This window comes from Nonomuraea sp. NPDC049419 (assembly GCF_040676995.1).
GTDB lineage: Bacteria > Actinomycetota > Actinomycetes > Streptosporangiales > Streptosporangiaceae > Nonomuraea > Nonomuraea salmonea.
Window position 1 is genome coordinate 140351 of the sequence record NZ_JBFAQB010000018.1, and the last position, 20284, is coordinate 160634.

Sequence of the window (20284 nt, forward strand, 5' to 3'; positions counted from 1 at the left end):
GTGTCAATGACGTTGCGCAACCTTCGGTGGTGCGAACCGCTTCTTCTCGCGGTGATCCACCACGGCGTGCCTCCGGCCACCCGCGCTCGGCAGGCCGACATCGCCGACGCGCAAGCACGCGGCCATCCGCGCGGGGATCACCGGCGGCTGGGTCGACGTCATCATCACCGACGTCACGACGGCCCGCGCCCTGCTCGACGAAGACCAGCCGACATAACGGGGTGTACACCGTAAACCTTATGGTTTACGGTGTACACCATGAGCACCGCAGCCGAGCGGATCGCCGACGCCGCGCGCGGCATTCTCGTCAGCGAAGGCGTCGAGGCCGTGACCATGCGGCGGGTGGCCGGGCTGGCCGGGGTGTCGCCCATGGCGGCCTACAAGCACTTCCCGAGCCGGCAGGCGCTGCTCGACGCGGTGGCCGCGCGGGCCTTCCGGGGGCTGGGCGAAGACTGGGGGAGCCGGGCTCCTGGCGGGTCCTGGGAGGAGCGGGCGTTCGGGCTGCTGGAGGACTTCCTCGACTTCGCCCTCAGGCAGCCCCATCTGTACACGTTCCTCATGACCGACCGCCGCGAGCGAGCCAGGCGCTTCCCCGAGGACTTCCGCGGTGACGTCCCGCCCTTCGGGCTGCTCGTCGCGCTGGTCGAGGAGGGCATGCGGGAGAAGGTGCTGCGCGAGGACGACCCGCTGGAGGTGACGCTGGCGCTGACGGCCTCCGTCCAAGGGCTCGTGCAGCTCCACCTCGGCGGGCGGATCGGCCTGGAGGAGGACGGCTTCCGCGAGCTGTGCCGGCGTACGGTGCGCAGGATCTTCGATGGCGTCCGTTAAGTGGTGGGCGGCGTCGGCCGTCCTGGTGCTCGTGGTCGTGGCGGCGGGGGCAGGAGCCTGGTACGGCAGCGACCAGTCGATCAAGGTCGTGCGCCACGGCACCGGCAACACCCGGGTGCTCGCCGTCCAGGGCGGCACCGTGACGCTGGCGCGGACGCCGCAGGCCGCCGCGCCCGGCACGTACTGGCTGGAGTGGAGCGGTGCGCACTCCATGCTCGGCGACGTCGTGTCCGAGGCGCCGGGCCGCGTCACCCGCGAGGTGCTGCGCGGTCCCATCCCCTCGGTCGGCACCCCCGGCCACTTCGGCAACGTGCCGCCGGGCGATCCGAAGGTCGCCTGGGGGATCGACTACACCGAGATCATGGTGCCCACCGAGCTGGGACCGGCTCCCGCCTGGTACGTGCCGGGTGACGGCACCACGTGGGTCGTCGCCGTGCACGGGCAGAACGGGCGGCGCAAGGCCGAGCTGAAGATCCTGCCCGTGGTGCACGAGCTCGGGCTGCCGTTCCTGGATATCACGTACCGCAACGACGAAGGCGCACCGCCCTCGCCCGATGGCCTGCTGCACCTGGGCGACGCGGAGTGGCGCGACCTGGAGGCGGCGTTGCGGCACGCCACGACCATGGGGGCACGGCGGTTCATCCTGTACGGCACCTCGATGGGCGGCCAGATCGTCGGCCAGTTCCTCGGCCGGTCACCGCTCGCCGACGTGGTCGACCGCGTCATCATGGACGCGCCCATGATCGACGTACGGATGACCGAGGAACAGGGCGCGCGCAACGCCGGCCTGCCCGCGTTCGTGGCCTGGTCGGCCGGGCTGGTCACCGAGTGGCGTACCGGCGTCGACACCGACCGGCTCAGCCTGATCCGCCACCCGCCCCGGGTCAGGCCGCCCCTCCTGCTGATCCACACCGTCCCCGACGCCGAGCATCCGATCCAGGAGGCGTACGACCTCGTCGCCACGGGCGCCCGGCTGGGCTGGCCGATCCGGTTCGAGCCGTTTGAGCGGGGCGGGCACACCGAGGCGTGGAACGTGGACCGCGCCCGCTATGACCGGCTTGTCCGTGACTTCCTCAGCGGCCGGAGTGGTGCTCGGTCAGGCGGGTGAGGAGGTCGACGAAGGTCCGCCGGTCGGTGGCGGACAGCGGGGCGAGGTAGTCGTCCTGGACGGCGGCGAGCAGCCGGTCGAGGTCGGCGAGCTGCTTCCGGCCGGCAGGGGTGATGGTGACGATGTTGCGGCGGCGGTCACCGGGGTCGGGCGTGCGCTCGAGGAGGTCCCGTTCCGCGAGGTCGTTGACGGCCGCGACCACGTCGCTGCGGTCGATGCCGGTGCGGCGGCCGAGCTCGGCCTGGCTGGCCGGGCCGAACTCCTCCAGGGTGGCGAGCAGGGCGTAGTGGTAGCGGCGGGCGCCGGCCCTGGCGAGCGCCTGGTCCACGAGCCGGTTGGCGATCAGCGCCGCACCGTTGGTCAGCCTGGTCGGCAGCCTGCGCAGCCGCTCCGCCTGCGGCCCCTCGGGAGTGTTCACGACCCGACCCTAACAAATGGTTGGCGCGACCCACGAATGGGCGTTACTGTTGGCAGTGCCAACGTTGGCCAAACCAACTAATAATGGAGGAGATTCATGCCTGCCTTCAGCACCCAAATGATCGGCCAGACCGAGAAGGCCCTCAACGCCCTCCTCGACCGCCTGCTGGCCGGGACCGGCATCACCGAACCCCAGTGGGTGACGCTGACCCTGACCGTCGTCAGCGAAGGCACCCTGTCCGCGGACGCCCTCGCCGAACGCGTCGCCCACTCCCTGAAGGTCGACCAGGCCACCGTTCACCGGCTCCTCGCCGAGCTGACGGCGGCCGGCCTGATTCGCGCCACCCAGGAAGGCACCGTCGAGCCGACCGAGCACGGCAAGGCCGAGTGGACGAGGGTCCGCGCCGCCATCACCGACGTCACCGGCCGGCTGTGGGGCGACCTGCCGCCGGAGGACCTGGCCGCCGCGGGCCGCGTCCTCGACACCGTCCTGGCTCGCGCGAACACGCTGCTGTCCGCCGCCCCCCATCCCGGCGCCGAGCGCTCTCACGCCACGTCAGACGGCACGGTGACCGCATGACCTCTTCAGGGCAGCGTCAGAGGGTGTGAAAGAAGTCGCCGCCGAAGCTGCTGATGAAGAACTCGCTGTCGGTCGTGCGCGAGGTGTTGCTGACGAGCAAGGTGACGCCGATGCCGAAGGCGATGTCCGGCTGGCGGACGACGAAGACGTTCTTGGGGCTGAGCCCTCCTTCGACGCCCTGCGAGTGGTCGCCGGTGAAGCGCATCCCGGAGAACTTGGAGATCCGGCGGGGCCCGTCGAAGACGTGCACCTCGATGAGCTCGTTGTTCTGCCGCGCGTGGTAGAGGACGATGACCTTCTCCAGGTTGGCCCGGTCGTTGCCGACGATCACCGGCGTGGGTACCGGCAGGTGGATCCACTCGGCCCGGCCGGCCGGGATGGTGAAGGTGACGCCGAACCCCTGCCGGAACGTCCGCAGGCCGGCGGTCTCGGGGAACGCCGCGTACCCGGACGCCCACGATGCGTACAGTTTGTCTGCCATGACCTCTCCCCAGGGTCTGGACGCTGAGACCCTTCGAGAATGGGCCGCGCGGCGCGTGACGGCATGAGTACCCCATGCTCAGTTCCGCGCGTCAGGCGCGTGATCGCGGGCAAGGAATCGACATCGCACCGTTGACCCAGCCCGCTGCAGTGTGACATTGTACTGCCTCAAGACAGCTCGTCACCTGCGGAAACATACGCACCATGAGATAGAGGTGCAAGTGAAGTCACTGTCCATTCCTCATCGGAGGCTGGTGATCGCAGCCGGTGCGCTCCTGAGTCTCACGCTCGCGGGCTGCAACTCCGACGTGTCCCAGGTCTACTCCTCCAGCACCCCGACCGCCGCCAAGACCGGCCCGGTGAAGATCGCCCTGCTGGCCTCCTCCAGCCAGAACGGCTTCAACAAGGCCGTCTACGACGGCGCCGTCGCCAAGGCGCAAGAGTACGGCGACGTCGAGGTGACCGTCTTCGACGGCAAGTTCGACAGCCAGACCCAGTTCAACCAGGTCCAGAACGTCGCCGGCCAGGGCGCCTACGACGGCATCCTGCTGGTGCCCAACGACAACGTGGGCATCGCCGCCGCGATCCCGGCAGCCGCCCAGGCCAAGATCCCGGTCGTCACCACGCTCTTCCCCGTCGGCCCCAACCTGACCGAGCTGAAACCCCAGGTGGACGGCATCGTGTCCACGGTCGCGGCGAACACCGAGGAGAACTCCAAGAAGCTCGCCGAAGGCGCGGTGAAGTACTGCGAGGACAAGGACCCGTGCCGGGTTGCGATCCTCATCGGCCAGCTCCAGTTCCCCTTCGACAACCTGCGCAACAAGGCCTACCGGTCCGTGCTCGACGGCCACCCCAACATCAAGGTGGTCGCCACCGGCCAGGGCAACTACGACCGCGACACCTCACTCAAGGCCATGCAGAACATCCTGCAGGCCAACCCCAAGCTCGACGTGCTGCTGTCCAACGCCGACCAGCAGACCATCGGCGCCCAGGTCGCGCTGGAGAGCGCGGGAGTCGACCTGAGCACGATGTACGTCACGGGCGGCGGCGGCAACCAGGAGGCCATCAAGCAGGTACGCGCCGGCAAATGGGCCGCCGACCAGGTGGACTTCCCCAACAGCATGGGCAAGGCCGCCGTCGAGCAGCTGGTCAACGCCGTGCGCGGCAAGCCGGTCACCCTGGTCATCGACGCGAACACGCTCGGCCCCGTACCGGTGATCGTCACCAAGGAGATCCTCGACGAGCACCCCGACTTCGCGGGCGAGTGGGCCGATTGATGGACGGACCGACCCCGGCGGTGGCCGTCACCGTCCGCGACCTGTCCGTCCGCTTCGGCTCCACCCAGGCACTCGACGCGGTCTCGCTGTCCCTCCTCGAAGGCGAGGTGCACGGCCTCGTCGGCGAGAACGGCGCCGGCAAGTCCACGCTCGGCAAGGTCGTCGGCGGGCTCTACCAGCCGGACTCGGGCGGGCTCGAGGTGTTCGGCCGGGCCGTGCACCGCTGGGACACCAGGCGGGCGCAGGACGCCGGCGTCGTGATCATCGCCCAGGAGCTGTGCCTGGTCCCGGCGCTGACCGTGGCGGAGAACGTGTTCCTCGGCAGGGAACGCCGCACGTTCGGCGTCCTGCACGGGGACCTGCGCGCCCGCTACCGGGAGCTGGAGGAGATCTGCGGCTTCGGGCTGCCCGCCGACGCGCCCGTCCAGACGCTGCCGATCGCCGACCAGCAGAAGGTGGAGATCATGCGGGCGCTCGCCCGCGACGCGCGCGTCATCGTGATGGACGAGCCGACGTCCTCGCTGACCGCCGACGAGAGCGAGCGCCTGCACGGGATCATGCGCTGGCTGCGCGAGCGCGGCACCACCGTCGTCTACGTCACCCACTTCCTGGACGACGTGCTCGCCAACTGCGACCGCGTCACCGTCATGCGGGACGGCCGGGTCATCAGGACGGCTCCGGCCGCGCAGGAGACCAAGGCCGGCCTGGTCGAGGCCATGCTCGGCGAGCCCGTCGACATGCTGCTGCCCGACCGCCCGCCGGCGCCGCCCCCTGACACGCCGCCGGTGGCCGAGATGCGCGACGTGCGCGGCGGCGCCGTCCGGGGCGTGTCGCTCCGGGTGCGGCCCGGCGAGATCGTCGGGCTGGCGGGGCTGGTCGGCAGCGGCCGTACGGAGATCGCCCGCGCCCTGTTCGGCTGCGACCCCGTCGAGTCGGGGGAGGTGCTGTTCCGCGGCGAACCGGTCACCGCCGCCTCGCCGCGCGCGTCGATCGCCCGCGGCATGGCCATGATCCCCGAGGACCGCCGCGCCCAGGGCCTGGTGCTGCTGCGCCCGGTCCTGGAGAACGTCACGCTGCCGCACCTGGCCCGCTTCTCCCGCGCCGGGGTGCTGACGCGCGGTGGCGAGCGCGCCGCGGCGCGCGAGCTGGTCGAACGCCTCGGCGTACGCCCGGCGGCGCTCGACGGCGACGTGTCGGTCTACTCCGGCGGCAACCAGCAGAAGGTGCTGTTCGCCAAATGGCTGCTCGGCCGGCCAGAGCTGCTCATCCTCGACGAGCCCACCAGGGGCGTGGACGTGGGCGCCAAGTCCCGCATCTACCAGCTCATCGTCGAGATCGCCGCGGCCGGCACCGGCATCCTGCTCATCTCGTCGGAGCTGGAGGAGGTCGCCGGTCTCAGCCACCGGATCCACCTCGTCCGCGGCGGCACGGTCATCGGCGAGGTGCCGGGCCCGGGGACGTCCGTGGACGGGCTCCTGCAGCGCCTCTTCGAGGTCGAGCCACCCCCAGCAACAGAAGGAACCCCATGACCGCCACCGCACAGGCGCGAGCGGGGTCCGGCGTGAACGTGCCGGCCCTGGTCCGCCACTACGCCGTCCTGATCATGCTCGTGGCGCTCTTCGTGGTGCTGAGCGTGTCGACGTCGTCGTTCCTCACCCTCACGAACCTGCTGAACATCCTCAACCAGAACGCCCCGCTGGCGATCATCGCGGTGGCCGGGACGCTCGTCGTCATCTGTGGCGGCTTCGACCTGTCCACCGGGGCCATCTTCAGCGTCGCGAACGTGGTGGCCGCCTGGGTCGCGGTGCACCTCGACAGCCCCGTGCTCGGCCTGATCGCCGCGCCCCTCGCCGGCGCCGCGCTCGGGCTGGTGAACGGCGCCGCGATCACCCGGCTGCGCATCCACTCGTTCCTCGCCACGCTGGCCTCCAGCCTCGTGTACGGCGGGCTCGCCGTGCTGATCACCGGCGGCTTCCTCATCAGCGTCCCCGCGGGCGGGTTCACCGCGCTCGGCCGGGGCGGCATCGGCCCGGTCTATTACGCGATCGTCATCCTTGCCCTCTTCGCGCTGCTGTCGGGCTTCCTGCTGAACCGCACGGCCTTCGGCAGGTACGTGCTGTCCGTCGGCGGCAACGCCGAGGCCGCCGAGCTGTCCGGCATCCGGGTGAACCGCATCAAGCTGTACACGTTCCTCTACAGCGGCCTGGCCGCCGGCATCGCCGCCGCCATCGGGGTCTCGCGGATCGGCACCGGGCAGCCGCAGGCCGGCGACGGCATGCAGCTGCTCGCCATCGCCGCCGTCATCCTCGGCGGCACCAGCATCTACGGCGGCGTCGGCGCGATCTGGCGCTCGGTCTGCGGCGTCTACCTGCTGGCGCTGATCGACAACGGGTTCGACATCCTCAACGCCAACCCGTTCTTCAAGGACCTGACGACCGGCGTGGTCATCCTGGCCGCGGTGGCGCTGAGCGTGGCGAGCAGACGATGATCGACCTGTCCGTCCTGGTGCTGCCCGACCGGGATCCCGCGGCCTTCGTCGCCGACGTACGGGCCGCGGAGCAGCTCGGCGTCCGCACCGTCTGGACCTACGACCACCTGACCTGGACCCCCTTGAAGGACCGGCCCTGGCACGCCGCCGTGCCGATGCTGGCGGCGGCGGCCGTGTCCACCACCCGGGTACGCCTGGGCACCCAGGTGGCCACGCCCAACTACCGCCACCCGGTCACGTTCGCCAAGGAGATCATGACGCTCGACCACCTGAGCGGCGGCCGGCTGGACATCGGCGTCGGAGCCGGCGCCGAGGGCGCGGACGCCGCCGTGCTCGGTGACCCGCCGCGCTCGCTCCCCGAGCGGGCCGATCGGTTCGCCGAATGGCTCGGCCTGCTCGACCACCTGCTCACCCACGACGTCAGCACCGTACGCGGCGAGCGCTACAGCGCCGTGGAGGCCAGGCAGATCCCCGGCTGCCTGCAGCGTCCGCGCGTACCGCTGACCGTCGCCGCGACCGGCCCGCGCGCGCTGGCGCTGGCCGCCCGGCACGGCCAGGGATGGGTGACCTACGGCGCCTACCGCAGGCAGGACGCGCCGGCGGACTGGTTCGCCGCCGTGGAGACGCAGGGACGCAGGCTGGACGCGGTGCTCGACGCAGCCGGCCAACCGCTGGGCGCGCTGCGCCGGATCGCGCAGGTGGCCCTGGACATGACCTGGCCGTTCGAGAGCCCAGGCCGCTACGCCGACTTCGCCGGCCGGCTGCGCGACGCGGGCTTCGACGAGATCACTCTGCACTGGCCGCGCGGGGACGACGCGAGGGGGATGCCGTCCGAGGCGCTGCAGCACGTCGCGGCCACGCACGCACTACCGAGAAAGGCGGAACGATGAGCAGGCTTGCGATCGACGTCGGCGGCACGTTCACCGATGTGGTGGAGCTGAACCCCGGCACGGGCGCGCTCAGCTTCGGCAAGGTCCCGACCACCCCCGACGCGCCGGCGCGCGGCGTCATGGACGCCTTCGGCCTGGCCGAGTCCGGCACGCCGGCCATCACGATGTTCACGCACGGGACGACGCTCGGACTGAACGCGCTGCTCACCCGCACGGGCGCGCGCACCGCCGTGATCGGCACGAAGGGGTTCCGCGACGTCTACCTGCTCGGCCGTACCGACCGCAGGACCAACTACGACATCACCTACCGCAAGCCGCCCGCGCTGCTGGAGCGCTACGACACGTTCGAGGTGCGCGAGCGGTGCAGGTTCGACGGGACCGTGCACACGCCGTTCGACGTCGATGACGCCCGCCGGGTGGCCGAAGTCGTCGCCGAGCGCGGGTACGGCTCGGTGGCGGTGGCGTTCCTGCACTCCTACGCCAACCCCGAGCACGAGCTGCGCATGCGCGAGGTGCTGGCCGAGGTCGCCCCCGACGTCGCGGTCACCCTGTCGCACGAGCTGTCCAGGGAGTACCGCGAGTACGAGCGGACCAGCACCGCCGTGCTGGACGCGTACGTCAAGCCGATCGTCCACCGCTACCTGCGCGAGCTGGAGGGCGAGCTGGCCGGCGGCGGCTTCTTGGGACGGTTCCTGATGACCCGCTCGGGCGGCGGCGCGATGACCGCGCAGGCGGCCCGCGAGCAGCCGGTGAGCCTCATCCTGTCGGGCCCCGCGGGCGGCGTCATCGGCGCGGCGGCGCTGTCCAGACTGCTGGACGAGCCCAACCTGATCACCATCGACATGGGCGGCACCAGCCTCGACGCCTCGCTGATCCTCGACCACGAGCCGGTCCTCTACCAGGGCGCGGAGTTCGAGGGGCTGCCGATCAACACCCCGTCGCTCTACATCCACACCATCGGCGCAGGCGGCGGCTCCATCGCGTGGCTGGACGAGGCGGACGCGCTGCAGGTCGGCCCGCAGAGCGCGGGCGCGGTTCCGGGCCCCGCCTCGTACGGCAGGGGCGGCACCGCGCCCACCTTCACCGACGCCGCGCTGGTGCTCGGCCACCTCGGCTCCGACAGCCCGCTCGGCGGCAAGCTGGCGCTCGACCGCGAGCTGGCCGACAAGGCGCTGCAGCCCATCGCCACCCGGCTCGGCCTGACCACCGAGGCGCTGGCCCGCGGCATCGTGCAGATCTCCACCATGAAGATCATGGGCGCGGTCCGCGCGATCACCGTGGAGCTGGGCCGCGACCCTAAGGACTTCGCGCTGCTGTCCTTCGGCGGGGGAGGGGGCCTGGTGGCCGTCGAGGTGGCCAGGGAGCTGGGAATCTCGACCGTGATCGTGCCGCCGGGGCAGGGCGCGTTCTCCGCGTTCGGCATGCTGCTCGCGGACGTCCAGCACGACTTCGCCCGTACCCTCGTCACGCCGCTGGCCACGCTCGACGCGGCCGCCGCCGACGCCGTCTACCGGGAGATGGAGGCGGCGGCGGTCGAGCAGCTCGAATCGGAGGGCTTCGGCCCTGACCGGCGTGCGCTCACGCGCACGCTCGACGTCCGCTACCAGGGGCAGGAGCACTCGGTCACGGTCGCCTTCCCCGACGATCCCGCCGCGTTCGCCACCGACGTCGCAGCCGCCTTCGCCGAGCTGCACGAGCGGCAGTACGGCCACACGATGGACGACCCGGTCGAGGTCACCACCCTGCGGCTGCGCGCCACCGGCACCGTCGACAAACCGGAGCTGCCGACCGTGGCCGAACGTCCGTCGGGCGAGCCCCACCCGGCCGGCACCCGCCAGGTCCATCTGTCGGCGGACGAGCAGGCCGTCGAATACCGCGTCTACACGCGCGAGGACCTGCTGGCGGGCGACGTCGTCGCAGGGCCGGCGGTGATCACCGAGCACACGGCCACGTCCGTCATCCACGCCGGCGACTCCCTGCGCGTCGGCCGCTACGGCGAACTGGTCATTTCCGTGAACGACAGGACCGGGAGGCAGCAGTGAGCCCCACCACCACGACGGACTCCATCACGACGGAGATCATCCGGCACGGCCTGCTCGCCGCCGCCGACGAGATGGCCCGCAACCTGTGCCGCACCGCGTACAACACGGTCGTGTACGAGATCCACGACTACGGCATCGGCATCCACGACGCCCAGGGCGACGTGGTGGCCGACGCGCCGGGCATCGCGGTGTTCACCCGGGGCAACGACCACGGCATCAAGCGGGCGGTCGAGTTCCTTGGCCGGGACGCGCTGGAGCCGGGTGACGTGTTCATCCTCAACTATCCGTACTGGGCCTCGGCCCACACCCTCGACCCGCTGGTGTTCGCGCCCATCCACCACGAGGACGAGCTGATCGGCTTCGCCTCCTGCCGGATCCACGTGCTCGACCTGAAGCAGAAGGACCCCGGCTACGTCCTGGACTCGACCGACATGTACCAGGAGGGGCTGTTCTTCCCCTGCTCCAAGCTCTACCGGCGCGGCGTGCAGAACGACGACGTGTTCAACATCATCCGCTTCAACAGCCGGATGCCGGAGCGGACCATCGGCGACATCCAGGCGCAGGTCTCCGCGTGCGTGACCGGCGTGCGCCGCACCCAGCAGATCGCCGCCAAGTACGGGGCCGGCGTGCTGGCCGCCGCGATGGACGCCATCAACGACCACGGCGAGCGCCTCGCCCGGCTGGCGCTGGCCAAGCTGCCGAAGGGCACGTGGACGGCGCACGACTTCGTGGACAGCGACGGCGTGGACGCCGACCGCCTGATCAAGATGAACGTCACCGTGACCATCGGCGACGACGAGATGGTCATCGACTGGACCGGCAGCGAGCGCGACGTCAAAGGCCCCATCAACCTGCCCGTCGGCCAGACGGAGGCGTTCTGCAGCCTCGTCTTCAAGGCCCTGACAACGCCGGACACGCCGGTCGTCGCGGGCAACTTCCGGCCGCTGCGGGTGGTCACCGAGCCAGGGTCGGTGATGCACGCGGTGCCGCCGATGCCGACGTTCACGCTGTGGACCGGGCTGCTCGGCGGCGAGGTCGTGCTGAAGGCCCTGGCCCAGGGCATGCCGGACCGCGTGCCTGCCTGCTCGGGCGGTGACGTGTGCTCGATGATGGGGCTCGGCGTCAACCCGCGTACCGGGGAGGCGTGGCTGGAGGCCACCAACGAGGCCGTCGGGTTCGGCGCGCACGCGGGCGGTGACGGCGAGGACGGCATCATGCACCTGTCGGAGCCGGGCTGCCGCAACAACCCGGTGGAGGTGCTGGAGACCAAGTCGCCGATGTTCATCGAGTCGTACGGCTACCGCCCCGACAGCGGTGGCCCCGGCCGGCACCGCGGCGGCGTCGGCGTGGGCCGTACGTACCGCTTCACCGCTCCTTCGACCGGCATCTGCCTGGTCTACAAGACCAGGACGCAGCCGTGGTCGATCGGCGAGGGCCTGCCCGGCGAGAGCAACCACGTCATCCTCAATCCCGGCACCGACCGCGAGGTCCGGCAGGGCGGCAGCTACAACCGCCTGGACGCGGGGGAGGTGCTGGTCAACAACACCGGCGGCGGTGGCGGCTACGACGACCCGTTCGAACGCGAGCCTGCCCAGGTGGCCGCGGACGTCCGGAACGGCTTCGTCAGCGTGGGGTCCGCGGCCCGCGACTACGGCGTGGTGGTGGACCCGGTCACGTTCGAGGTGAACCAGGAGGCCACCAGGCGGCTGCGCGTCAGCGCCGCAGGTCTCGCCCGGCGAGGATGAGCCAGAGGTACGGCAGCGGCAGCATCGCCCGCCAGAACTGGTGTGCCTCGTCCCAGTAGCCGAAGCCGCAGGTCGGCGGCCAGAGCCTCACCTGCTCCGGCAGCAGGAGGGTGGCGAGCACCAGCGCGAGCTGCACCACGACCGCGCCGACGGGGAAAAGGGCGCCCTGCGGCAGGCGGCTCAGGACGGCGGCGTAGGCGGGCAGCCAGATCGCCACGGCGGCGGAACCCGCCGGCGGGACGGCGGCGAGACGCGGACGGGCGAGGTGAGTGCGGGCCGTTCGAGCAGGCTCACCGGCACGGCGTGGCGCCCATCGGCGCGTCGTATGGGGTTCGGCCTGATGCTGAAGTTCTTCGAGCAGGAGGGCCGGTTCCCACGGCACGTGGGTGAGCTGCCCAAGGCCGCGGTGGACTACGTGGCCGGCCAGGTGAAGGTCGAGCCGGCGTTGCTGGCGGAGTACGACAGGTCGACGCCGTCGGCAGGCCGAAATCCCTCCGCGACGCCTTCGGCGCGCACAAGAAGGCCGGCCTCGGTGAGGATGTGGCGCTGCCGCAGCAGGGACTGGGTCGCGGTGGAGACGCGGGAGTAGACGATCTGCACCGAACTCTCCTCGGGAGGAGGCAACTGTAAGGTGTTGAGCGCAATTGCCCCCGATAGTCATCGCTCGCGGTGGGCGACGGTGAGTATGTGCCCGCTGACTCCAAGAAGCGACGGCACTGATTCCATCGAGCGCAGCGCATCCAGCATGAGGGTGCGGCGCTCTGGATCGTCAAGCCAGTCGTCGACATCCCCGTACAACCAGAAGGCGCCCTGCAGTCCGTAGTGCTTGACTTCGGGAAATCCCGCGTCGGCGAACTCGAGTGGAATCTCCTCCGGCTCGTGGAAGTATGCGGTGAACCCTGACCTTGGCGACCGCATGATCCCGCCTGCGGCGGCGCCATGGGCTGCCGCGCGGAACTTCTCGTCGAGGTAGAACCCCTGGCGTACTCCATCGTGGACGGCCGAGTGGCGGCTGATGGTCGCTGCCACCACTAGGCCGCCGGGTCGTACGGCACGCCGGGCTTCTGCCAGAGCTCCGACTCGGTCGGCCCGCTCGGTCAGGTGGTAAAGCGGGCCCAGGAGCAGAACAACGTCTACGCTCTCATCGGGCACAGGCAGTTGGCGTGCATCGCCCAACCGTGCTGATATCCCGGTTAGCTCGCGCGCCCGCTCCACGTGAAGTGGGATGGGGTCTAGCAACTCGACGTCGTACCCATCAGCGGCCAGCCACTCGGCATGCACGCCCGTGCCGCCGCCCACGTCCAGCACCCGAGCTGGCGCCGGCGGAAGCATCCGCCGCAGGACATCTTGTGTCCGCCAGAACTCCAACCGGCCGCGCCCTTCTCGAAGGCGGCTGTGCTCTCTGTCCTGCTCGTAGTAAGTGAGCAGCTCTTGAGTCATCGCCATACTTGATCATGACGGAAGGCGGGGATCGGCGGCAAAGGCCCGGGTCCGGTGCCCGGCCCGCCCCGGCAGCCCCGCGAGGCTCTCCGGCATGCCGTGCCGCCCGTCGCGCGACGCGGCCAGGCTCGCCCGCTTGATAATGCTAGTTATTTCAGTCATGATTGAAATGTCTAGCAGCACAGAGAGGAGAACCATGGACGCGGACGCCGCTCCGGCCTGCACGTACGAGTCGGTGGCCGCCATGGCACAGTGAACCGGCACACGATCACCACAGAAGGACACGGACGATGACCACTGAGGAAGAGCAGGACCGCACGCTGCGCTGGGTCGAGCGGGTGGCGGCGTTCTGCGTCGAGGAGTGGGGACTGCCGCCCATCACCGGGCGCATCCTCGGCTGGCTGATGATCTGCGACCCGGCCGAGCAGTCCGCCGGTCAGATCGCGGACGTCATCCAGGCCAGCCGGGCCTCGCTCACCTCCAACATGCGCTTCCTCACGGCCATCGGCCTGGTCAAGAAGGTCCGCCGGCCGGGCGATCGCACCGCCTACTACCGCATCGAGGACGACGCCTGGCAGAAGGTCATCCAGCGCAAGCTGGAGAGCCTGAGCGCGTTCGGCGAGATCGCCGACGAGGGGCTCGCCATCGCGGGCGGCGACGAGCGGCGCGCCGAGCGGATCAAGGCCGCTCACGACTCACTGACCTGGCTGCAGGACCTCGCCACCCGCCATCCCCTACGCCGCTGAGGAACCACCATGCACCCCCGACTCGGGCTGATCCAGGAAACGCTGCTGCTCACCCTTCATGCCAAGGCCCTGGACGCCGGGCGGCCCGCCCCCATCCTGGGCGACGCGCTGTCGGCCGAACTGGCCGCCGGCATCGACTACGACTTCGCCAAGCTGAAGATCAAGCCCAACCTGGTCGTCACCACGGCCCTGCGCACCAAGAGGCTCGACGACGCGGTCCGCGCGTACGTCGCCGCCCACCCCGGCTGCGTGGTGCTCGACCTGGGCTGCGGGCTCGACCCCAGAGTGCACCGCTGCGACCCGCCGCCCGGCGTCGACTGGTACGACGTCGACTTCCCCGAGGTGGTGAAGCTGCGCGACGCCTGCCTGCCCGGCCGTTCCCGCCTCGTCGGAGCCGACCTCACCGGCTCCGGCTGGCTGCAGGAGATCCCCGCCGACCGGCCTGCGATGATCGTCGCCGAGGGGCTGCTGCCCTTCATGCCCGGCGACACCTTCCAGGCCATGACCCGCGCGCTGACCAGCCACCTGCCCTCGGGCGAGCTCGCGCTCAACGGCTACACCCGCTTCGCGGCCTGGGCCATGAAGTACCACCCGACCATCAGGGCGCTCGGCATCCGCGCCGCCCAGGGCTTCGATGACCCGCGCGAGCCGGAGTCCTGGGGCGCCGGCCTCGCACTGGAGGAGGAACAGATCCTCACCCGCGCCCCGGAGACGGCCCGCTTCCCGCAGCCCCTGCGGGCGCTGACCCGGCTCACCGCCCGCAGCACCGCGCTGTCTCGGCAAGGCGTCAGGGTGCTGCGCTACCGGTTCTGAGGCCGGTGTGCCGGGCGCACACGTACGGCGCGGCGAATGTGTGGCGGGTGGCGCTGGAACGGCCGCCGGGATCCGGCGACGATGGCGGGCGTCGCCGGTGCCCTGCGGACAGGAGATTCGATGCGTTACCTCTGGACGGTCGCGGTGCTGCTCGCCGCGCTGCTGGTGCCGGTGCCCGCCCAGGCGGCGACCCCGTCGTACCTGACCCTGGAGGCCACCTACACCAGCGTCGCGAACGGCTGGTCGAGGGTGGAGCGCTACCTCGACACCACCTCCGGCTTCACCCAGGAGAGCTATCCGCCGGACGGCCGCGGCGACCAGGACGGCCAGCGGCTGACCTTCTTCGGCGGCGTCAAGCGGCCCTTCTCCGGCCGGTTCCTGCTCTACTACGCGCCCGGCTGGAACGCCAACCCCAAGACCACGCCGGTCCTGCTGGTGCACGGCGCCAACGACAACCCCGACAGGGCCTGGGCCAACCCCGGCGAGTCGGGCGGCTTCGGCTGCGGGGCCATGACCTGTCCGCGCACCGGGCTGATGCAGCGCCTGGCCGACGCCGGTCACCGGGTGTTCGCGATCGGGTTCGCCCACAAGGAGGGCGACAACTTCATGCAGGCCCAGCAGGTCGGCGACGCCATCGCGGTCATCAAGGACAGGCTCGGCGTCTCGTCCGTGGACCTGGTGGGGTGGAGCAAGGGCATGATGTCCACGCGCATGTACGTCTCGTCCGTCAAGCCGAGCTGGGGCCGCTCGTACGCCGGCGACGTCCGCAGGCTCGTCACGATCGGCGGCCCCAACGCCGGCTACGACTACCCGTTCGCGCACGGCTGGGCGCACGACCTGTCGATCTGGCCCGAGTGCGGCGGCCAGGTCAACTCGCCCGCGCCGCACACCCACATGACCTGCTACGGCGTCTACGCCTACCGTCCCGAGTTCTCGTTCGTGCCGACCGGCGGGTACGACGCCTACCCGGGGCAGCGGCAGATGCTGGCCCGCTTCGACGGCACGTACGGGATCGACCAGACCCAGCAGGACTGGTACACCACCTACTACGGCGGCCAGGGCTTCTTCACAGCGGGGCCGGGCATCCAGGCGGCGATCGACGCCGGGTCGCTGATCTCGCGCATCCAGCAGGCGGGGGTGCCGTCGTCGGTGGCGACGTACCTGCTGGCCGGCGGGTCGCCCACGGTCGTCGGCATCTACAACGAGAACCGCGGGCCCAGCGACGGCGTCGTGTTCACCACCAGCGCGCTGTCCAGGACCGGCATCGGCAACGTGGCCGGCACCGCGCTCGTCGCCAGCGCCAACCACCTGACGCTCGGCTGGCACTCCTCGGTCGGCTCGCAGGTGGCGAGCTGGCTCAGCTGAGGCGGCGGCCGCCCGCCGCGACGACCGCCCAGCCGGCCGCCGCCGTGGCGGCCACCAGCAGGGCCAGCGCGCCCAGCGTCTGGCCGTCGGGGTGGATCAGCGGCTGACCGCGTACGGCCTGCCACGTCACCAGGACGATCAGCCCCGTGTACGCCGCGGCGGCCACGAGCGTCAGGCCCACCCGGGTCCGCTCGGCACGCAGCCGGGCGACCCGGCCGGCCAGCAGCCCGAGCACCAGCGCCACGACCAGCATGACCTGCAGCCCGTGCAGGCCGACGAAGTGCGGGATGCGCAGGTCGCCGCCGACCGTGCTCCAGCCGGTGAGCGGCAGCCCGGGACCGCCGTCCGGGACGCCCACGTTGTGCTGGGAGGCCAGCGGGATCGCGTGGCCGGCCGCGTCGATGGCCGTCCACACCTCGGCGGACCTCGCCGGGATCCAGAACCCGAGGCCGATCCCGGCGATCACGAAGGCCAGGCCCGCGCGGATCGCCCAGGTCAGCACCCGGTCGCCGACCCGCTGGAAGATCAGCAGCCCGGCGAGGACGAAGTTCGCGAGCATGAGCAGCTGCACGCCGATGCCGAAGATCAGCATGATGCCGTTGGTGAACGGGTCGTCCGCCTGGTTGAAGTGGCTGAACGTGCCGCGCGCCGCCTGCACCGCGACGACGCCGACGTCCACCATGCCGGTGACGGCCAGCAGCGTCGCCATCCACCAGGTCCAGCGGCCCGCCTTGTGCGGCAGGCTCAGCATCCAGGCCAGGGTGAGGCCGTACACGATGAACGACACGGCGAACTTGAGGGGTTTCGCCCAGACGGACGCGCCGAGCAGGACGCGGTCGTCGGTCACCATGCCGGCGGCCGAGACGACCAGCAGCAGCGTCATGGAGGCGACCATCAGCAGGAGCGGGCGGTGCAGGCGCCGGACCGCGGGACGGACGGGTTCGAGGACCTCGGGCATCGGCCTGCCCTTTCGAAGCGGGAGCCGCAGGGGGGAAGGAACAGCCCCAACGGTAGGAACCGGGGTGGTTCCGCCCCAGCCCGGCGACCCCCCAACCGCAGGACGGCCAGCCCTTCCCCTAGGGGTAGGGCCAGCCGTACCAATGGCGTCCCGATCCGGCTGCTGACCCGATGTGCGAGCCTGCGGTCATGGCCTTGGGGACCTTGAAGATCGTGGTCGCGCCCGAGGATCGCGTCCGTGTCAGGGTCGCTCCGAGCCCCGACCCGCTGAGGCGGGGGCCAGGTAGTCGCCGTGCTCCAGGTCGTCGAGCAGGGCCGGGTGGACGGGGGACCAGCCGAGCAGTTCCTGGGTGTGGCGGCCGGAGGCGGGGCCGTCGAAGGCGTACACCTTGGCCATGAACGGGCTGACGTAGTGGGTGGCGGCCTCCTCCGGGGTGAGCGAGACCGCCGGGACGCCTAGACGGCGGCCGATCACCTCGGCGATGTCCCTGAACATGACGCCGGTCTCGGCCACGCCGTGCAGCACGCTGCCCGCGGGCGCCTGCTCCAGCGCCAGCCGGAACAGCGCCGCCGCGTCGAGCCGGTGCACCGCGGGCCACCGGTTGGCGCCGTCACCCACGTACGCCGAGACGCCCTTCTCCCGCGCGGTGGCGATCAGCATGGGGATGAACCCGCGGTCCTTCGGCCCGTGGACGGTGGGAGCGAGCCGCATCGCGATCGCCCGCACCCCTCGCGCGGCGAAGTCGAGGCACGCCCGCTCGCCGGCGATGCGGAAGGAGGCGAGCCCTTCGGGGTCGGGCTCGTCCTTCTCGGTGAACTCCCGCCCCTCGGGCATGACCAGCGTGCCCGAGGTCATGATGAGCGGCTTGCCGGTGTGCTCCAGTGGCCGGCCGAGCGTCTCGATCGCGGTGACGTCCCGCCGCATCATGGCGTCGGGGTCGGAGAAGTCGCCGCCGTACGCCATGTGCAGGACCCCGTCGGCGGCCTCGGCGCCGGCGCGCAGGACGTCGAGGTCGTCCAGGGAGCCGCGGACCGGCTCGGCGCCCAGTGACTTCAGCAGGGCGGCCGTGGTGTCCGAGCGGGCGAGGCCGGTCACGGTGTGACCTGCGGCGACGAGCTCGGCGACGACGGCGGGGCCGGTCTGGCCGGTGCCGCCGGTGACGAAGACATGCATGACACTCTCCCGATGATGTCAGTTACTGGCGTTTCTTAGCGCCAGTCACTGACCATAAGTAGTGTCAGTTGCTGGCGTCAAGTTAGGTCAGTGGCTGACATGTGAGGTAGTCTTCCTGCGTGCCACGTAGCGGAGCAGAAGCGCGCCGCCGCCTCCGGGAGGCGGCTCTGGAGCTGTACCTGGAGCGCGGGTACGACGGGACGACCACCGCCGAGATCGCGGCCAGGGCCGGCGTCAACGAACGCACGTTCTTCCGCCACTTCCCCGACAAGCGCGAGGTTCTCTTCGACGGCGAGGCCGACCTGCGCACGGCCGTGGTCGAGGCGGTGGCCGCGGCGCCCGACGGCCTCGGCCCGCTCGACGTGCTGAAACACGCCTTCCGCGAAGTCCGGCACATCCCCGAGAGCACCCGGCCCTTCGCCGAGCCGCGGCTCCAGATCATCGCCGAGACGCCGGCGCTGCGCGAGCGCGACCTCGCCAAGGGCGCGTCGATGGCCGAGGCCATGGCGGAGGCGCTGCGCAAACGCGGCGTCCCCGAACGGCCGGCCATCCTGGCCGCCCGCGCCGGGTGGGCCGCCTTCCACGAGGCGCTCCAGGCCTGGATCGACGACCCGTCACAAAGCCTGGACGCGCACCTCGTCCAGACCTTCGACGACCTGCGCGCCCTCTAGGTGCTGCATCGCATACGAGCGCCACGGACGCCACCGGTCCGCGCCCGAGACACCCGGGAGGACGACGTCCGGATCGCGCAGGGCACGCATCCTGATCACGGCGGCCGCGCGCTCGGGTAGCCCGGCCGCCTGCTCGGGGTCGGTCCCGATGCCCAGCTCCGCCAGCACTTCGGCCCGGGGAAAGGTACGGGTCACGCCGCCGACGGAAACGGACAGCGGCTTGCCGTACCGGGCGACCAGCTCCGCCAGGCGCTCGGGGCCGAGCAGCTCGCGGGCGAGCACTTCGGCGGCGTCCACCGTGCCGGGGACGCGACGCCCCGGAGCGGCGGCGGCCAGGGGGCCCAGCCGGCGGTCGATGGCCTGCTGGTCGGCGTCCAGGTCGAGCAGGCGGCGGCAGCGGCTCACGGCCGCCTGGAGGTCGCGCACGTCGTCCAGGCGCAGCTCGCAGGCCACGTGCGTGGGTGCATCCGACAACGTGACGACGCCGGTGCCGTACGGCAGGACCAGCGAGCGCCGGTAGCCGCCGTCCACACACTCGGACATGCCGGGCACCGCCTCCGCGCCCAGCGCCGCCAGCATGAAGGGCACGTCCATCGGCGGCCGGTACGGCAGGCGCAGCGCGATCACGCCGGGCGTGCTCGATCCGGCCCTGGCCCGCAACGCCGTCGGCGTGGTGCCGTACAGCTGCCTGATGGTGTCGTTGAACTGCCGCACGCTGCCGAACCCCGAGGCGAACACGACGTCGCCCACCGGCAGGCCGGTCGACTCCAGCAGGACGCGGGCCGTCTGGGCCCGCTGCGCCCGCGCCAGCGCCTGCGGCGACGCCCCCACCTCGGAGACCAGCTGGCGGTGCACCTGCCGCGCGCTGTAGCCGAGCCGGGCCGCCAGCCCGGCGACCCCCTCCCTGTCCACGACGCCGTCCTCGATCAGCCGCATCGCCCTGCCCACCAGGTCGGCGCGCAGGTTCCACTCGGGGGAGCCGGGGGCGGCGTCCGGCAGGCAGCGCTTGCACGCGCGATAGCCGTTGACCTGCGCGGACGCGGCCGTCGGGAACAGCCGCAGATGCTCGCGTCTGGGCATGGCCGCCGGGCAGCTGGGGCGGCAGTAGATGCGGGTGGTCGTGACGGCGACGAAGACCCAGCCGTCGAAGCGCGGGTCCCTGCTCTCCATCGCCGCGTAGACGGCGTCCTCACCCATCACCCCTCCTAGGGTGCCAGGGGCCGCGTGGCCGGGCTGGCGGGCATCGGACGGCGAGCAGGCGCT

22 protein-coding genes are annotated in these 20284 nt (G+C 71.3%); 14 read left to right on the forward strand and 8 right to left on the reverse strand.

Annotated features, from left to right (window positions below; all coding sequences use genetic code 11):
• Window positions 1-3: 3 nt before the first annotated feature.
• Complete coding sequence (locus AB0K12_RS37400) at window positions 4-177, reverse strand: hypothetical protein (protein WP_364571962.1); 174 nt, start codon at window positions 175-177, stop codon at window positions 4-6.
• 81 nt (window positions 178-258) lie between these two features.
• Here AB0K12_RS37400 and AB0K12_RS37405 point away from each other — a divergent pair, with 81 nt between their 5' ends.
• Together AB0K12_RS37405 and AB0K12_RS37410 are read left to right on the forward strand one after the other, a co-directional pair.
• Window positions 259-828: a TetR/AcrR family transcriptional regulator gene (locus tag AB0K12_RS37405; RefSeq protein ID WP_364571964.1), complete on the forward strand. Its 570-nt coding sequence runs from the start codon at window positions 259-261 to the stop codon at window positions 826-828.
• On the forward strand, window positions 815-1936 hold the full coding sequence (locus AB0K12_RS37410) for a prolyl oligopeptidase family serine peptidase (protein ID WP_364571966.1): 1122 nt from the start codon (window positions 815-817) through the stop codon (window positions 1934-1936). The genes AB0K12_RS37405 and AB0K12_RS37410 overlap by 14 nt, the downstream gene beginning before the upstream one ends.
• Here the strand turns inward: AB0K12_RS37410 and AB0K12_RS37415 are convergent.
• On the reverse strand, window positions 1902-2354 hold the full coding sequence (locus AB0K12_RS37415; protein ID WP_364571968.1) for a MarR family winged helix-turn-helix transcriptional regulator: 453 nt from the start codon (window positions 2352-2354) through the stop codon (window positions 1902-1904). The two genes, AB0K12_RS37410 and AB0K12_RS37415, sit on opposite strands and share 35 nt — an antisense overlap.
• Window positions 2355-2450: 96 nt before the next feature.
• Between AB0K12_RS37415 and AB0K12_RS37420 the strand changes: the two genes are divergently transcribed.
• Window positions 2451-2933: a MarR family winged helix-turn-helix transcriptional regulator gene (locus AB0K12_RS37420; protein WP_364571970.1), complete on the forward strand. Its 483-nt coding sequence runs from the start codon at window positions 2451-2453 to the stop codon at window positions 2931-2933.
• 16 nt (window positions 2934-2949) lie between these two features.
• On the opposite strand, the gene AB0K12_RS37425 is transcribed toward AB0K12_RS37420, so the two are convergent.
• Window positions 2950-3414 (reverse strand): DUF6623 family protein, encoded by a 465-nt coding sequence (locus AB0K12_RS37425; protein WP_364571972.1) that lies wholly within the window; start codon window positions 3412-3414, stop codon window positions 2950-2952.
• Window positions 3415-3667: 253 nt separating this feature from the next.
• Here AB0K12_RS37425 and AB0K12_RS37430 point away from each other — a divergent pair, with 253 nt between their 5' ends.
• The 6 genes from AB0K12_RS37430 to AB0K12_RS37455 are packed head-to-tail and all read left to right on the forward strand — an operon-like array spanning window position 3668 to window position 11855.
• Window positions 3668-4690, forward strand: coding sequence for a sugar ABC transporter substrate-binding protein (locus tag AB0K12_RS37430; RefSeq protein ID WP_364571974.1), 1023 nt, complete (start codon window positions 3668-3670; stop codon window positions 4688-4690).
• The gene (locus AB0K12_RS37435; RefSeq protein WP_364571976.1) at window positions 4690-6219 is read left to right on the forward strand and encodes a sugar ABC transporter ATP-binding protein; all 1530 of its coding nucleotides are present in this window, start codon (window positions 4690-4692) and stop codon (window positions 6217-6219) included. The genes AB0K12_RS37430 and AB0K12_RS37435 overlap by 1 nt, the downstream gene beginning before the upstream one ends.
• Window positions 6216-7178: an ABC transporter permease gene (locus AB0K12_RS37440; protein ID WP_364571978.1), complete on the forward strand. Its 963-nt coding sequence runs from the start codon at window positions 6216-6218 to the stop codon at window positions 7176-7178. Before AB0K12_RS37435 ends, AB0K12_RS37440 begins: the two co-directional genes overlap by 4 nt.
• On the forward strand, window positions 7175-8068 hold the full coding sequence (locus tag AB0K12_RS37445) for an LLM class flavin-dependent oxidoreductase (protein WP_364571980.1): 894 nt from the start codon (window positions 7175-7177) through the stop codon (window positions 8066-8068). The genes AB0K12_RS37440 and AB0K12_RS37445 overlap by 4 nt, the downstream gene beginning before the upstream one ends.
• On the forward strand, window positions 8065-10110 hold the full coding sequence (locus AB0K12_RS37450; protein ID WP_364571982.1) for a hydantoinase/oxoprolinase family protein: 2046 nt from the start codon (window positions 8065-8067) through the stop codon (window positions 10108-10110). Before AB0K12_RS37445 ends, AB0K12_RS37450 begins: the two co-directional genes overlap by 4 nt.
• A complete protein-coding gene (locus AB0K12_RS37455; protein ID WP_364571984.1) occupies window positions 10107-11855 on the forward strand; it encodes a hydantoinase B/oxoprolinase family protein in 1749 nt (582 codons plus the stop codon). Before AB0K12_RS37450 ends, AB0K12_RS37455 begins: the two co-directional genes overlap by 4 nt.
• Here the strand turns inward: AB0K12_RS37455 and AB0K12_RS37460 are convergent.
• Window positions 11824-12072, reverse strand: coding sequence for a hypothetical protein (locus AB0K12_RS37460; protein WP_364571986.1), 249 nt, complete (start codon window positions 12070-12072; stop codon window positions 11824-11826). The two genes, AB0K12_RS37455 and AB0K12_RS37460, sit on opposite strands and share 32 nt — an antisense overlap.
• Before the next feature lie 123 nt (window positions 12073-12195).
• Here AB0K12_RS37460 and AB0K12_RS37465 point away from each other — a divergent pair, with 123 nt between their 5' ends.
• Window positions 12196-12444: a hypothetical protein gene (locus AB0K12_RS37465; protein ID WP_364571988.1), complete on the forward strand. Its 249-nt coding sequence runs from the start codon at window positions 12196-12198 to the stop codon at window positions 12442-12444.
• 68 nt (window positions 12445-12512) lie between these two features.
• On the opposite strand, the gene AB0K12_RS37470 is transcribed toward AB0K12_RS37465, so the two are convergent.
• On the reverse strand, window positions 12513-13295 hold the full coding sequence (locus AB0K12_RS37470) for a class I SAM-dependent methyltransferase (RefSeq protein WP_364571990.1): 783 nt from the start codon (window positions 13293-13295) through the stop codon (window positions 12513-12515).
• A gap of 290 nt (window positions 13296-13585) precedes the next feature.
• On the opposite strand from AB0K12_RS37470, the gene AB0K12_RS37475 reads away from it, so the two are divergent.
• From AB0K12_RS37475 to AB0K12_RS37485, 3 genes are all read left to right on the forward strand, one after another.
• Window positions 13586-14041 (forward strand): transcriptional regulator, encoded by a 456-nt coding sequence (locus tag AB0K12_RS37475; RefSeq protein WP_364571992.1) that lies wholly within the window; start codon window positions 13586-13588, stop codon window positions 14039-14041.
• 9 nt (window positions 14042-14050) lie between these two features.
• Entirely contained in the window at window positions 14051-14854 is an 804-nt protein-coding gene (locus AB0K12_RS37480; RefSeq protein WP_364571994.1) for a class I SAM-dependent methyltransferase, read from the forward strand.
• 120 nt (window positions 14855-14974) lie between these two features.
• Window positions 14975-16219 carry a hypothetical protein gene (locus AB0K12_RS37485; RefSeq protein ID WP_364571996.1) on the forward strand — a complete coding sequence of 415 codons (1245 nt, stop codon included), beginning with the start codon at window positions 14975-14977 and terminating at the stop codon, window positions 16217-16219.
• Here AB0K12_RS37485 and AB0K12_RS37490 read toward each other — a convergent pair.
• Window positions 16212-17177, reverse strand: a complete 966-nt coding sequence (locus tag AB0K12_RS37490; RefSeq protein ID WP_364571998.1) for a hypothetical protein — start codon at window positions 17175-17177, stop codon at window positions 16212-16214. The genes AB0K12_RS37485 and AB0K12_RS37490 overlap by 8 nt on opposite strands.
• Window positions 17178-17417: 240 nt before the next feature.
• Window positions 17418-18350, reverse strand: a complete 933-nt coding sequence (locus tag AB0K12_RS37495; protein WP_364572000.1) for an SDR family oxidoreductase — start codon at window positions 18348-18350, stop codon at window positions 17418-17420.
• 119 nt (window positions 18351-18469) lie between these two features.
• Between AB0K12_RS37495 and AB0K12_RS37500 the strand changes: the two genes are divergently transcribed.
• Entirely contained in the window at window positions 18470-19021 is a 552-nt protein-coding gene (locus tag AB0K12_RS37500) for a helix-turn-helix domain-containing protein (RefSeq protein ID WP_364572002.1), read from the forward strand.
• Here AB0K12_RS37500 and AB0K12_RS37505 read toward each other — a convergent pair.
• Window positions 18965-20218 carry an AlkA N-terminal domain-containing protein gene (locus AB0K12_RS37505; protein ID WP_364572004.1) on the reverse strand — a complete coding sequence of 418 codons (1254 nt, stop codon included), beginning with the start codon at window positions 20216-20218 and terminating at the stop codon, window positions 18965-18967. The genes AB0K12_RS37500 and AB0K12_RS37505 overlap by 57 nt on opposite strands.
• Between the last annotated feature and the right edge of the window lie 66 nt (window positions 20219-20284).

Coding starts and splice junctions, on each gene's coding strand:
- AB0K12_RS37450 (WP_364571982.1), top strand. CDS start 8,065: ATGAGCAGGCTTGCGATCGACGTCGGCGGCACGTTCACCGATGTGGTG.
- AB0K12_RS37425 (WP_364571972.1), bottom strand. CDS start 3,414: ATGGCAGACAAACTGTACGCATCGTGGGCGTCCGGGTACGCGGCGTTC.
- AB0K12_RS37485 (WP_364571996.1), top strand. CDS start 14,975: ATGCGTTACCTCTGGACGGTCGCGGTGCTGCTCGCCGCGCTGCTGGTG.
- AB0K12_RS37420 (WP_364571970.1), top strand. CDS start 2,451: ATGCCTGCCTTCAGCACCCAAATGATCGGCCAGACCGAGAAGGCCCTC.
- AB0K12_RS37440 (WP_364571978.1), top strand. CDS start 6,216: ATGACCGCCACCGCACAGGCGCGAGCGGGGTCCGGCGTGAACGTGCCG.
- AB0K12_RS37470 (WP_364571990.1), bottom strand. CDS start 13,295: ATGACTCAAGAGCTGCTCACTTACTACGAGCAGGACAGAGAGCACAGC.
- AB0K12_RS37480 (WP_364571994.1), top strand. CDS start 14,051: ATGCACCCCCGACTCGGGCTGATCCAGGAAACGCTGCTGCTCACCCTT.
- AB0K12_RS37505 (WP_364572004.1), bottom strand. CDS start 20,218: ATGGGTGAGGACGCCGTCTACGCGGCGATGGAGAGCAGGGACCCGCGC.
- AB0K12_RS37405 (WP_364571964.1), top strand. CDS start 259: ATGAGCACCGCAGCCGAGCGGATCGCCGACGCCGCGCGCGGCATTCTC.
- AB0K12_RS37445 (WP_364571980.1), top strand. CDS start 7,175: ATGATCGACCTGTCCGTCCTGGTGCTGCCCGACCGGGATCCCGCGGCC.
- AB0K12_RS37435 (WP_364571976.1), top strand. CDS start 4,690: ATGGACGGACCGACCCCGGCGGTGGCCGTCACCGTCCGCGACCTGTCC.
- AB0K12_RS37475 (WP_364571992.1), top strand. CDS start 13,586: ATGACCACTGAGGAAGAGCAGGACCGCACGCTGCGCTGGGTCGAGCGG.
- AB0K12_RS37410 (WP_364571966.1), top strand. CDS start 815: ATGGCGTCCGTTAAGTGGTGGGCGGCGTCGGCCGTCCTGGTGCTCGTG.
- AB0K12_RS37495 (WP_364572000.1), bottom strand. CDS start 18,350: ATGCATGTCTTCGTCACCGGCGGCACCGGCCAGACCGGCCCCGCCGTC.
- AB0K12_RS37490 (WP_364571998.1), bottom strand. CDS start 17,177: ATGCCCGAGGTCCTCGAACCCGTCCGTCCCGCGGTCCGGCGCCTGCAC.
- AB0K12_RS37465 (WP_364571988.1), top strand. CDS start 12,196: ATGCTGAAGTTCTTCGAGCAGGAGGGCCGGTTCCCACGGCACGTGGGT.